Origin of the sequence: Xinfangfangia pollutisoli, assembly GCF_020179405.1 — a bacterium.
Classification (GTDB): domain Bacteria; phylum Pseudomonadota; class Alphaproteobacteria; order Rhodobacterales; family Rhodobacteraceae; genus Pseudogemmobacter; species Pseudogemmobacter pollutisoli.
This window is the reverse complement of sequence record NZ_JAICBZ010000037.1, coordinates 1-12,389: the sequence shown is the minus strand read 5'-3', so window position 1 is coordinate 12,389 and position 12,389 is coordinate 1. Positions and strand designations below refer to the sequence as shown.

11 protein-coding genes and 1 pseudogene are annotated in these 12,389 nt (G+C 69.1%); 2 read left to right on the top strand and 10 right to left on the bottom strand.

Features of this window, described 5'->3' with window-relative positions:
• Window positions 1-7: 7 nt before the first annotated feature.
• The 3 genes from K1Y73_RS12215 to gltX form a co-directional block, all read right to left on the bottom strand.
• Complete coding sequence (locus K1Y73_RS12215) at window positions 8-736, bottom strand: heparan-alpha-glucosaminide N-acetyltransferase (protein ID WP_225028575.1); 729 nt, start codon at window positions 734-736, stop codon at window positions 8-10.
• A 108-nt stretch (window positions 737-844) separates the two neighbouring features.
• Window positions 845-2,134 (bottom strand): citrate synthase, encoded by a 1,290-nt coding sequence (locus K1Y73_RS12210; RefSeq protein ID WP_225028574.1) that lies wholly within the window; start codon window positions 2,132-2,134, stop codon window positions 845-847.
• A 114-nt stretch (window positions 2,135-2,248) separates the two neighbouring features.
• Window positions 2,249-3,652 (bottom strand): glutamate--tRNA ligase, encoded by a 1,404-nt coding sequence (gene gltX / locus K1Y73_RS12205; protein ID WP_225028573.1) that lies wholly within the window; start codon window positions 3,650-3,652, stop codon window positions 2,249-2,251.
• A gap of 86 nt (window positions 3,653-3,738) precedes the next feature.
• On the opposite strand from gltX, the gene K1Y73_RS12200 reads away from it, so the two are divergent.
• On the top strand, window positions 3,739-5,862 hold the full coding sequence (locus tag K1Y73_RS12200) for a ComEC/Rec2 family competence protein (RefSeq protein WP_225028572.1): 2,124 nt from the start codon (window positions 3,739-3,741) through the stop codon (window positions 5,860-5,862).
• A gap of 42 nt (window positions 5,863-5,904) precedes the next feature.
• Here the strand turns inward: K1Y73_RS12200 and lexA are convergent, their stop codons facing one another.
• The 7 genes from lexA to K1Y73_RS12165 form a co-directional block, all read right to left on the bottom strand.
• Window positions 5,905-6,618 (bottom strand): transcriptional repressor LexA, encoded by a 714-nt coding sequence (lexA, locus tag K1Y73_RS12195; RefSeq protein WP_225028571.1) that lies wholly within the window; start codon window positions 6,616-6,618, stop codon window positions 5,905-5,907.
• A gap of 117 nt (window positions 6,619-6,735) precedes the next feature.
• Complete coding sequence (locus K1Y73_RS12190; protein ID WP_225028570.1) at window positions 6,736-7,899, bottom strand: molybdopterin molybdotransferase MoeA; 1,164 nt, start codon at window positions 7,897-7,899, stop codon at window positions 6,736-6,738.
• Complete coding sequence (gene moaC / locus K1Y73_RS12185; protein WP_225028569.1) at window positions 7,896-8,399, bottom strand: cyclic pyranopterin monophosphate synthase MoaC; 504 nt, start codon at window positions 8,397-8,399, stop codon at window positions 7,896-7,898. The genes K1Y73_RS12190 and moaC overlap by 4 nt, the downstream gene beginning before the upstream one ends.
• A complete protein-coding gene (trpC, locus tag K1Y73_RS12180) occupies window positions 8,396-9,211 on the bottom strand; it encodes an indole-3-glycerol phosphate synthase TrpC (protein WP_225028568.1) in 816 nt (271 codons plus the stop codon). Before trpC ends, moaC begins: the two co-directional genes overlap by 4 nt.
• A 156-nt stretch (window positions 9,212-9,367) precedes the next feature.
• Window positions 9,368-10,060, bottom strand: coding sequence for a uracil-DNA glycosylase (locus tag K1Y73_RS12175; protein ID WP_404819085.1), 693 nt, complete (start codon window positions 10,058-10,060; stop codon window positions 9,368-9,370).
• Window positions 10,053-11,066, bottom strand: coding sequence for an anthranilate phosphoribosyltransferase (gene trpD, locus K1Y73_RS12170; RefSeq protein WP_225028567.1), 1,014 nt, complete (start codon window positions 11,064-11,066; stop codon window positions 10,053-10,055). The genes K1Y73_RS12175 and trpD overlap by 8 nt, the downstream gene beginning before the upstream one ends.
• Window positions 11,063-11,650, bottom strand: a complete 588-nt coding sequence (locus K1Y73_RS12165) for an aminodeoxychorismate/anthranilate synthase component II (protein WP_225028599.1) — start codon at window positions 11,648-11,650, stop codon at window positions 11,063-11,065. Before K1Y73_RS12165 ends, trpD begins: the two co-directional genes overlap by 4 nt.
• Before the next feature lie 258 nt (window positions 11,651-11,908).
• Between K1Y73_RS12165 and K1Y73_RS12160 the strand changes: the two are divergent.
• Window positions 11,909-12,389: pseudogene (locus tag K1Y73_RS12160) on the top strand (hypothetical protein); the annotation flags it as partial.

The following is a 12,389-nucleotide window of genomic DNA, read 5'->3' as shown; positions in this document are numbered from 1 at the left end:
GCGGCGCCTAGCGCAGCAATGTCGTCGCGGCCCAGACCAGGCCCAGCAGCACCGGCTGGTGGATCAGATAGATCGCCAGCGTGTGCCGCCCCGGCCAGGCCAGCATCCGCAGCAGCGGCGTCTCGGGCCAGGCCAGATGCCGCCACAGGTCAAACCGGCTCATCAGCCGCGCCACCGCCACCCCGGCCAGCATCGGCGCCAGCCAGGGGAACAGCGGCTCGAAATCCGCGGTCAGCGGCCGGGTCGGCGCAAGGCCGGTCCAGATCAGCCAGCCGCCAAAGGCCGGGTCGGTATAAAGCCAGGGCAGGGCGAAGACCGCCGCCGCCAGCGCCAGCGTCAGCCCGGCGGGCAGGCGCAGCACCAGAAGCGCCACAAGGCTGGAGACGGCAATCGAATGCAGGATGCCGTAGAAGATCGTCAGACCGGGCAGGGCGAAATAGGTGGCCATCGTCACCAGCCCCGCCGCCGCGCCGATCTTGGCCAGCCGGCGCCAGAAGGCGGGCCAGCGGATGCCCGCACCATGCGCCAGCCACAGCGACACCCCGGCCAGAAAGATGAACGACCCCGCGGTCAGCCTTGCATGATACCAGAACCATCCCGTCAGCGAGGTGCCGGGCAGCACCCAGCCGAAGAGGTCGAGGTCATAGGTGAAGTGAAAGGTCACCATCCCCACCAGCGCCGCCGTCCGCGCCAGATCCAGCCCGATGATCCGTCCGCCGCCGCTATGCGCCGCCATCCTCAGCCCCCAATCCTGCCGCCCCTTCCTGCCCGGGCGCGGGGGCGGATGCAAGAATGCGAAAGGGCGGCCCGAAGACCGCCCCCCACTCTGTTTTGCCCGACCGGCTTAGCGGTGGCGCAGATCCACATAGTCGCGCCGCGGCGCGCCGATATACAGCTGACGCGGACGGCCGATCTTCTGGTTCTTCTCGGCGATCATCTCTTTCCACTGGCTGATCCAGCCCACGGTGCGCGAGATCGCGAAGATCGGGGTGAACATCGAGGTGGGGAAGCCCATCGCCTCAAGGATGATGCCCGAATAGAAGTCGACATTCGGATACAGCTTCTTCGAGATGAAATATTCATCTTCCAGCGCGATCCGCTCCAGTTCCTTGGCGACCTGCAGCAGCGGGTTGTTGTCGATCCCCAGAAGGCCCAGCACCTCGTCGGCCGATTCCTTCATGACCTTCGCGCGCGGGTCGAAATTCTTGTAGACCCGGTGGCCGAAGCCCATCAGCCGGAAGCCGGAATTCTTGTCCTTGGCCTTGGCCACATATTCCGGGATCCGGTCGACCGTGCCGATTTCCTTCAGCATTTCCAGGCAGGCCTGGTTGGCGCCGCCATGCGCCGGGCCCCAAAGGCAGGCGATGCCGGCCGCGATGCAGGCGAAGGGATTGGCGCCCGAAGACCCGGCCAGACGCACGGTCGAGGTCGAGGCGTTCTGTTCATGGTCGGCATGCAGCAGCATGATCCGGTCCATCGCCTTTTCCAGGATCGGCGAGACCACATAATCCTCGGCCGGAACGGCGAAGCACATGCTCAGGAAATTGCCGGCATAGGACAGCGAGTTCTTCGGGTACACGAAGGGCTGGCCGACCGAGTATTTATAGGCCATGGCCGCGATCGTCGGCAGTTTCGCGATCATGCGGATCGCCGCGACTTCGCGCTGCCAGGGATCGTTCACATCGGTCGAATCGTGGTAGAAGGCCGACATCGCGCCCACCACGCCCACCATGGTGGCCATCGGATGCGCGTCGCGGCGGAAGCCGCGGTAGAATTGGTGCATCTGTTCATGCACCATGGTGTGACGGGTCACCCGGGCGGTGAAATCCGACAGCTGGTCATGGGTCGGCAGTTCCCCGTACAGCAGCAGATAGCAGCTTTCCAGATACGAGGATTTTTCGGCCAGCTGCTCGATCGGATAGCCGCGATACAGCAATTCGCCCACGTCGCCGTCGATATAGGTGATGGTCGATTCGCAGGCAGCGGTCGAGGTGAAGCCGGGATCGTAGGTAAACACATCGGCTTCGCCATAGAGCTTGCGGATATCCAGAACATCCGGGCCCACGGTGGGCGACAGCACCGGCAGGTCGTAACTCTTGCCGTCAAGCGTCAGTGTGGCTTTGCGATCTGACATTCTCTTCCTAATCCCCGTGTTGGGCCGGCAGCACCCCAGGTGGCCGGTCGGTGGCCAAGTCTCGCGCCGCCTTGCGGGCTGCGCTGGCAGGGCTTGGGGCGCGCGCCCTGGCCGTCAGGCCGCGGCGTCCGAAAGCCTCGCGATCGTCTCATCCCGACCGATGGCAAGCATCATGTCGAAAACCGAAGGAGTAACGCTGCGACCGGCGATGGCCGCCCGCAAAGGTGCTGCAAGCTTGCCGAATCCGACGCCGTTTTCCTGCGCGACTGCATTCAGAATGGGCTCCAGAGCCTCTTTCGTCCAGCTAGCATTTTGCAGTCGCGGCGTCAATGTTTGCAGTATACCACGGGATACCGTATCCAGCGCGGCCGCGGCTTTCTCATCGGGAAGGATCGGCCGTTCGATCAGGGCAAACTGCGCCTTTTCAAGCAGTTCCGGGAAGGTCTTCGCACGTTCCTTCAAGGCGTCCATCGCGGCGATCATGCGATTTCGCTGCAGATCGCTCAGGGCGGGACGGCCGGAAGCGGCCAGGAAGGCCTGCAATTCCTGCAGCAATGCAGCATTGTCGCTCATCGCGATGTGATGGCCGCAGGTGTTTTCCAGCTTCTTGAAATCCAGCCGCGCCGGGGCCCGGCCGATCCCGTCCAGATCGAACACCGCCTTGGCCTCGTCGCTGGTGAAGATCTCCATATCGCCATGCGCCCAGCCCAGACGGGTCAGGTAATTGCGCATGCCGGCGGCGGGGTAGCCCAGGACCTGGTACTCTTCCAGCCCGGTCGCACCGTGGCGCTTCGACAGTTTCTTGCCGTCGGGCCCGTGGATCAGCGGGATATGCGCCCAGACCGGCACCGCCCAGCCCATGGCGTCATAGACCATCTGCTGGCGCGCGGCGTTGTTCAGATGGTCGTCGCCGCGGATCACATGGGTCACGCCCATGTCGTGATCGTCGACCACCACCGCCAGCATGTAAGTCGGCGTCCCGTCCGAGCGCAGCACGATCATGTCGTCCAGCGTGGCGTTCGAAATCACCACTTCGCCCTGCACCCGGTCGGCGATCACCGTCTCGCCGGTGCGCGGGGCCTTCATGCGGATCACATAGGGCGCATCGGGATAGGTCGCCGGGTCGGCCTCGCGCCAGGGCGACAGGAAGACCGGATAGCTGACGCCGCGCGCCTTTTCCGCCTCGCGGAACGCGGCGATTTCCTCGGCCGTGGCAAAGCATTTATAGGCCGTGCCGCGGGCCAGCATCTCATGCGCCACTTCGGCATGGCGGTCCTTGCGGGCGAACTGGCTGACCACCTCGCCATCCCAGTCCAGCCCCAGCCAGGTCAGCCCCTGCAGGATCGCCGCCGTCGCCTCGGGGGTCGACCGTTCGCGGTCGGTATCCTCGATCCGCAGCAGGAACTTGCCGCCGCGGCCGCGGGCGTAAAGCCAGTTGAACAGCGCGGTGCGGGCGCCGCCGATATGCAGATACCCGGTGGGCGAGGGGGCGAAGCGGGTGACGATATCGGCGGACATGGGAGATCTTAACCTTTCGGAAACCAGGATCGCGGCAGGATCGGCGGGGCCCGGGCATTTAGACGCTCCGGGGGGGGAAGGGCAAGGTGCCGGGCTTGCGCGCGACGGATGCTCTCTTGGCCGGGCTGCGGGCGCTGCAGGCGGCGCGGGGGCGGCTGTTTCCGCTGGCGGTGGTGGCGATCGGGGTCGGCGTGGGCCTGTGGTTCGCCTGGCCGCATGAGCCGGGGCCTGCGGCCTATGCCCTGGCGGCGGCGCTGCTGGCGCTGGGCCTTGCCGCGCTGTGGCGCGCGCCCGATCTGCTGCGCCCCCTGGGCGGGCTGGTGGCGGCGCTGGCGCTGGGCTTTCTGGCCGCGGGCCTGCGCGCGGATCTGCAACAGGCGCCGATGCTGAGCTTTCGCTATTACGGCCCGATCCAGGGACGGGTGATCGAGATCGACCGCTCCGCCTCGGACGCGCTGCGGATCACGCTGGATCAGGTGGTGCTGGAAGACCTGCCGCCCGCGCGCACCCCCCTGCGCGTCCGCGTCTCGCTTCTGGGCACGGTCAGCTTCCACGATCCGGCGCCGGGTGAAACCGTGGCGCTGACCGGCGGGCTGGCGCCCCCAGAAAGTGCGGTCGAGCCCGGCGGGTTCGACTTCCGCCGCATGGCCTATTTCGACCGGCTGGGCGCGGTGGGCTACAGCCGCAACCCGCTGCTGCGGATCGAGCCCGCCCGCCCGGGCGAGGAATGGATCGGCCGGCTGCGCCGCCATCTGTCGGCCGGAATGAAAGCCGCGATCCCGGGCGAGGCCGGGGCCTTTGCCGCCGGCGCGATGACCGGCGACCGCTCGGGCATTTCGCAGGCCACGGTCGAGGCGCTGCGCGACAGCTCGCTTGCGCATATCCTCGCGATTTCGGGGATGAACCTGGCCTTCCTGATCGGCTTCGTCTTCGCGCTGATCCGCGGCGCGGTGGCGGCGCTGCCCTGGCTGGCGCTGCGGGTGCAGGCCAAGAAGCTGGCGGCGCTGATCTCGTTCTTCGTGGCGCTGTTCTACCTGCTGCTGTCGGGCGCGAATGTCGCGACCGAGCGGGCCTTTGTCATGCTCTGCGTGATGCTGGGCGCGGTGCTGCTGGACCGCCGGGCGCTGACGCTGCGCTCGGCGGCGGTGGCAGGGGCGATCCTGATCCTGTGGCAGCCCGAGACGCTGCTGGAGCCGGGCTTCCAGATGTCGATGGCCGCCACGGTGGCGCTGGTCGCGGGGTTTCAGGCGCTGGACCGTCAGATGCCGCCCGGCCGCTGGCCGCGCCTGCTGCTGCCGGTCTTCACCCTGGTCGCCAGTTCGGCGATTGCCGGGCTGGCGACGGCGCCCTATGCGGCGGCGCATTTCAACCGCTTCGCCGATTACGGCTTTGTCGCCAATCTGTTGACCGTGCCGGTCATGGGCGCGGTGGTGATGCCGATGGGCGCGCTTGCGGCGCTGCTGGCGCCCTTCGGCCTGGCCGATCTGCCGCTTTGGGCGATGGGGAAGGGCTGCGAATGGATCCTGTATGTCGCCTATCGGGTGGCGGCGATCGAGGGCGCGGTGACCGCCATTCCCGCCCCCGGGCCCTGGGCGCTGCCCCTGCTGACGCTGGGGGCGCTGTGGCTGATCCTCTGGCCCGGCCGGGCGCGGCTGGCGGGGCTGGTGCCGGTCGTGCTGGCGCTGGCGCTTTGGCCGCTGGCGGGGCGGCCCGATCTGCTGATCTCGGGCGATGGCAAGCTGGTCGGGCTGATGGGGCCGCAGGGGCGCGCGCTGTCTTCGGCCGCGGGGGGCGGCTTTGCCGCCGGAAACTGGCTTGAGAATGACGGCGATTTGGCCGCGCAGGACGCGGCCGCGGCGCGGCCGGGCTTTTCCGGCCCCAAGGGCGCGCGCGCCTTCCGCCTTGCTGGCTTGCGGGGGATCGCGCTGTCGGGCAAGGGCGCTTTGGCGGCGCTGCCCGCGGCCTGCGCGGGCCAGGATCTGGTGATCATCGCCGAAAAGCTGGATCCCGGCATGGCACCGCCGGGCTGCCGGGTGATCGACCAGCGCCTGCTGGCCCAGACCGGCGCACTGGCTTTCCGGCTGGGCCCCGAGGGCGTGACGGTGACGGCAGCACGACAGGGCGGGCGGGTCTGGACCGGCCCACCGCTGGATGAAACCCTGCTGGCAGGCCTTCTGCCGCCCGCGCGGCGCTATGCGAAAGGCCCCTAGGCCGGGTCGGGGCGCGCGCCTCGCGGCGCGCCCGCCCAAGGCCTAATAGCTGCGGATCAGCCCCACCAGGCGGCCCTGCACCTTGACCAGATGGTCGGGAAAAACCCGGGTCTCATAGGCCGGATTGGCGGCTTCCAGCGCGATCATCCCGCCACGGCGGCGAAAGCGCTTCAGCGTGGCTTCCTGATCTTCCACCAAGGCCACGATGATATCGCCATTCTCGGCCGTGTCCTGTTCGCGGATCACCACGATATCGCCATCGTTGATCCCGGCCTCGATCATGGAATCGCCTTTGACTTCAAGCGCATAGTGATTACCGCGCCCCGCAAGCATCGCGCCCGGAACCGCGATGTGATGCGAGATTTCGGAAATCGCCTCGATCGGCACGCCGGCGGCGATCCGGCCCATCACCGGCAGTTCCAGCGCATGCACCGGCGTCAGGGCCTGACCGGGCGACGGCGACGCGGCCCGATCGGTCTTCAGCGCCTCGCCCTTCACCACCTTGGGGGCAAAGCCCTTGGCGGCCCCGGCCTTTTCCATCGCCTCGGGCAGTTTGATGATCTCCAGCGCGCGGGCGCGATGGGCCAGCCGGCGGATGAAGCCACGCTCTTCCAGCGCGGTGATCAGCCGGTGGATGCCCGATTTCGAGCGCAGTTCCAGCGCATCCTTCATCTCGTCGAACGAGGGCGGAATGCCATCCGCATCGGTCCGGGTCTTGATAAAAGCTAGAAGTTCCAGCTGTTTGCGCGTCAGCATCGGCCACCCTCGCAGTCCTGTCGTTGACGCAATGTTCTGCCCGTGTTCCCGGTTTGTGTCAAGTCTTTTGACGCGGGGTCACCGTCGGGCCTGCCCCAAGGTCCGAACGTGCCGCCGTCACAGCGGCAGATAGGGCACGCGGTCGCCCGCCTTTGCCGCCGGGGCCGAGACCGGGCGCAGCAGCAGCGCATTCGCTTCGGTCAGGATGGTCAGCAGCGCCGAATCCTGCCGCTCAAACGGGGCGATGCGGCCCTGTGCCAGCCGCGCACGCATGTAATGGGCACGCGGGCCGTTGGCGGGCAGATCGGTCGCCAGCTCGGCCTCAAGCACCTGCGGCAGCGGGGCGGGGTCGCCCTGCAGCGCCCGCAGCAGCGGCAGAAGGAACAGATGCCCCGTCACGATGGCCGAGACCGGATTGCCCGGCAGACCCAGCAGGACCGAGCCGCCAAGCCGCCCCGCCATCAGCGGCTTGCCCGGCCGCATGGCGATTTTCCAGAAGGCCGGCGCCAGGCCCTGTTCGGCCGCCACCCGGCCGACCAGATCGTGATCGCCGACCGAGGCGCCGCCGATCGTCACGATCACATCGGCATCGGCGGCCAGCGCCAGCCGCTCGGCCAGCGCCTCGGGCCGGTCGGGGGCGATGGGCAGAAGCCGGGCCTCGGCGCCCTCGGCCTGGGCCATGGCCTGCAGCGCGAAGGCGTTCGAGGCGATGATCTGGTCGGGGCCGGGGATCTCGCCGGGCATCACCAACTCGTCGCCCGTGGCGATCAGCGCCACGGACGGGCGGCGGGCAACCGGCAGTTCGGCGATGTTCATCGCGGCCAGCAGCGCCAGATCGGCCGGGCGTAGCCGCCGCGGGCCCAGCGTCGCGCCGGCGGGGAAATCCTGGCCGCGGGCGCGGATATTGGTCGAGCGGTCGCTGTCGGTCAGGATGATGCGGTCGCCCTCGCGGCGCACGTCTTCCTGGATCACCACCCGCGTCGCGCCCATTGGCACCGGCGCGCCGGTAAAGATGCGCACGGCCTGGCCCGGTCCGACGGACCCGGCAAAGCGGTGCCCGGCCCCGGCCTCGCCGATCACGGTCAGGCTGTCGCCCGGCGCCGGGTCGCCAGCCACGGCATAGCCATCCATGGCCGAGGTGTCGAAGGGCGGCTGGTCGCGGCGCGCGGCGACCGGGGCTGCCAGCCAGCGGCCGGCCGCATGGGCCAGCGGCACGGTTTCGGCAGGCAGGGGACCCGCCAGCGCCAATAGCCGCGCGGCGGCCTCATCCACCGGGATCATGGCGCGGCCTCATAGCGGCCCGACTTGCCGCCGTCCTTGACCAGAAGCCGGATCCCTTCGATCCGCATGGATTTTTCGACCGCCTTCACCATGTCGTAGATGGTCAGGCAGGCCAGGCTGACCGCGGTCAGCGCCTCCATCTCGACCCCGGTCTGGCCGCCGGTCTTCACCAGCGCCTCGACCCGGATTGCCGACCGCGCCGGATCGGGCACCAGCTCGATCGCAACCTTGGTCAAGGGCAGCGGATGGCAGAGCGGGATCAGATCGGCGGTGCGTTTCGCGGCCATGATCCCCGCCAGCCGCGCCACGCCCAGGACATCGCCCTTCGCCGCCTCGCCCGTGGTGATCAGGGCCAGCGTCGCTTGCGTCATCACCACGAAGCCTTCGGCCAGGGCGCTGCGCTGGGTCACCGGCTTGTCCGAGACATCGACCATATGCGCCTGGCCGCTGGCGTCGAAATGGCTGAGCCCGCCCGCGCCGCCGCCCTGGTGACTGGTCATATCCCGCCCCCGGCGGCGGTCAGCGGATTGGCCAGGATGCGGCGGGTGGCTTCGGTCACGTCGTCCTGACGCATCAGGCTTTCGCCGATCAGGAAGCAGCGCGCGCCGAACCGGGCCAGATCGGCCAGATCCTCGGGCGTGTTCAGCCCGGATTCGGCGACGATCAGCCGGTCGGCCGGCACCAGCCGCGCCAGCCGCCGGGTGGTGTCGAGCGTGACATCGAAGGTGTGGAGATTGCGGTTGTTGATGCCGATCAGCGGCGATTTCAGCCGCTGGGCGCGCTCCAGCTCGTCCTGGTCATGCACTTCGATCAGCACATCCATGCCCCACGAGATCGCGGCCGCTTCCAGCTCGTTCGCCTGCTCGTCAGAGAGCGAGGCCATGATCAACAGGATGCAATCGGCCGAGAGCGCGCGGGATTCGGCGACCTGATAGGGGTCATAGAGGAAATCCTTGCGCAGGCAGGGCAGCGCGCAGGCGTCATGCGCCTGGGTCAGGAAGTCGTCGGCGCCCTGGAAGGACGGCGTGTCGGTCAGGACCGAAAGGCAGGTGGCGCCGCCATCCTCATAGGCCTTGGCCAGGGCGGGCGGATCGAAATCGGGGCGGATCAGCCCTTTCGAGGGCGAGGCCTTCTTGATCTCGGCGATCAGCCCGTAGCCCTGATTGGCGGCCTCGGTCAAAGCCTTGGCAAAGCCGCGCGGGGCGGGGGCAGAACGGGCCGCCTCTTCCACCTCGGCCAGCGGGCGGCTGGCCTTGCGCTGGGCCACATCGGCGAGCTTGTAGTCCCTGATGCGGTCGAGAACGGTGGTCATGCGCGGATCCTTCGGCGTCGGTCTGGCGGCGGCCCCGGGGGTTTCACACCCCCGGACCCCCGTGGGATATTTAGGGACAGATGAAGAGGCTTGAGGCAAGGATTTAGCCTGCTGGGGGGCCGATGGGAAGGGTTGGGCGGGGATTTTCGGCCGCGATCAGGCGCGGGCGGGGCGCGACCAGTCGATTTCGGGCTGGCCGCGGGCGGCAAGCCAGGCGTTGATCGCGCTGAAGGGGCGGCTGCCGAAGAAGCCGCGATAGGCCGACAGGGGCGAGGGATGCGGGGTTTCCAGGAAGAGATGCCCGTCGCGCGGCAGCCGGGCGCAAAGCTTCTGCGCGGGCCCCCCCCAGAGCAGAAAGGCGCGCGGCCCGTCGCCGGCGATGGCCGCCAGGATCTGCGCCGTCAGCTGCTCCCACCCCCAGGATTTATGGCCGAAGGCCTGGCCCTGCGGCACGGTCAGGAGCGTGTTCAGCAGCAAGACCCCCTGTTCGGCCCAGGGCGTCAGATCGCCATCGGGCCTGGTCTGGCCGGTATCGGTGGCAAGCTCGGCCAGGATGTTCTTCAGGCTGTCGCGCGGCGGCTGGCCCGGCGGGAACGAGAAGGCCAGGCCCGTGGCGCGCCCCGGGGTCGGGTAGGGATCCTGGCCCAGAATGACCACCCGCACCGCAGGCCGCGGCGTCAGGCGCAGGGCGCGAAACGGATCGGCGGGCTGCCAGTCGCGCTGTGCCGCCAGCCGGTCGCGCAGGGCGGGCCAATGGGTGGTGAAGAACGGCAGGTCGGCCCAGCTTGCGGGCGGGTCGGGGATCGGGGCGGGGGCCTGCGCGAAGAGATCGGGCTGAGCGTCAGCCACGGCTGATCCGCGCCAGCGCCTCGACCTTGGCCTTGGCCGCGCCGCTGTCCAGGCTTTGGGCGGCGATCTCGACGCCCTCTTTCAGCCCGGCGGCCTTGTCGGCCACCACCAGCGCCGCCGCGGCGTTCAGCAGGACCGCATCGCGATAGGCGCCCTTGGCGCCATTCAGCAAAGCGCGCAGGGCGGCGGCGTTTTCAGCGGGCGTGCCGCCCAGGATCGCCTCGAACGGATGGGCGGGAAGGCCGGCCTGTTCGGGATGCAGCTCGAATTCGGTGATCGCGCCATCGGCCAGGGCCGCAACCTTGGTGGGCAGCGCGATGGAGATTTCATCCGTGCCATCCATCCCATGCACCAGCCAGGCCTTTTCCGAGCCGAGCATCTTCAGCGTCTCGGCCATCGGGCGCAGCAGTTTCGCCGAGAAGGTGCCGGTCAGCTGGCGCTTCACGCCCGCCGGATTGGTCAGCGGCCCCAGGATGTTGAAGATCGTCCGCGTGCCCAGTTCGGCCCGCACCGGCCCCACATGCCGCATCGCCGGGTGATGCATCGGCGCCATCATGAAGCCGATCCCGGCCTCGGCCAGGCAGCGTTCCACCACTTCGGGGCCGACCATCACGTTCAGCCCCAGCTCGGTCAGCGCATCGGCCGCGCCCGATTTCGACGACAGGTTGCGATTGCCATGCTTGGCCACCGGCACCCCGGCGCCGGCCACCACAAAGGCCGTCGCGGTCGAGATGTTCAGCGTGCCCTTGCCGTCGCCGCCGGTGCCGACAATGTCCATCGCGCCCTGGGGCGCCCGCACGGGCAGGCATTTCGAGCGCATGACATGGGCCGCGGCGGCATATTCGTCGACCGTCTCGCCCCGCGTGCGCAGCGCCATCAGGAAGCCGCCCATCTGCGCGGGCGTGCCCTCGCCCTCGAACAGCGCCATGAAGGCGGTCTCGGCCTCGTCGCGCGTCAGCGGGCGTTCGGCGGCGGTGCCGATCAGCGGTTTCAGCCTTTCGGTCATGCCGGAACCCTTTCGCGGGCTTCGTCCAGGAAGCTGCGCAGCAATTGGTGGCCATGCTGCGAGGCGATCGATTCCGGGTGGAACTGCACGCCCTCGATCAGCTTTTCACGATGGCGCAGGCCCATGATCGTGCCATCCTCCAGCCAGGCGGTGATTTCCAGGCAGGCGGGCAGGCTTTCGCGCTCGACGATCAGCGAATGGTAGCGGGTGGCCTCGAAGGGCGAGGGCAGGCCCGCGAAGACGCCTTTTCCGGCGTGATGCATCAGCCCCATCTTGCCATGCACGATTTCATGGCAGCGCACGACCTTGCCGCCGAAGGCCTCGCCGATGGTCTGATGGCCCAGGCAGACGCCCAAGAGCGGCACATCGGCTTCGGCGGCGGCGCGGGTCAGCGGCAGGCAGATCCCGGCCTGGGCCGGATCGCAGGGCCCGGGCGACAGCACGATCGCCTCGGGGCGCAGCGCCAGCGCGTCCTGAACCTGCATCGCGTCATTGCGCACCACTTTGACCTCGGCCCCCAGCTCGCCCAGGTAATGCACCAGGTTCCAGGTGAAACTGTCGTAATTGTCGATCAGAAGCAGCATGTCGCAGGGCCTTTCCATGCGCCTTATTCTGCCTTCCCCGGCGAAAGGGGATGAAGGCGGTCGCGGGTCGCGCTATACATGGTCTCCGAAGGGCGGCAAGGTCAAGGCGGGTTCGGCGCAAGCCGGTGCGCCCGCGCCTTGGCAAAGGGGCCGGGCCGCCGGTACAGCGGGGCAAACCCGCGGGTCCGGTTCGTCCGCGCGCAAGGCCGCGCGCCGGCCGGAACGGTCGGGGCAGAGACGGGACAAGGACGGAGACGGATGGTGATCGGCAGGTTCCTTCTGGGTGCGGGGCTGGGCGGGCTTGTGGGCGGGGGCTTGCTGGTCCTGGCCTCGGTCCTGTCGCCGGTGCGTCCGATGCCGCCGCTGGCAAGCCCCGGGACCGCGCCCGAAGCGCCTGCACCTGCTGCGCCCGAAGCTGCTGCGCCCAAGGCCATCGCGCAGCCCGCGCCCGAGGCGGGGGCCGATGTGGCGCCCGAAGCCGCGCCTGAAACGCCGGCTCAGACGCCGCCGCTGACCGAGCCTTCCGCGGCGCCCGAGAAGGCGCCCGAGTCCGAGTCGCCCTCGCCCGCAGAGGCGGCCTTGCCCGAAGCGGCCGCCGATGCGCCGCTGCCCGAACCCGAACCCGCGCCGGCCGCGCCGGGCGCCGAGGCGCCGGTCGCCCCGCTGCCTCCGGCGCCCGCGCCCGCGCCCCGCGCCCCCGATCTGGCCGAAGGCCCGACACCTGCCGCGCCCACAACGC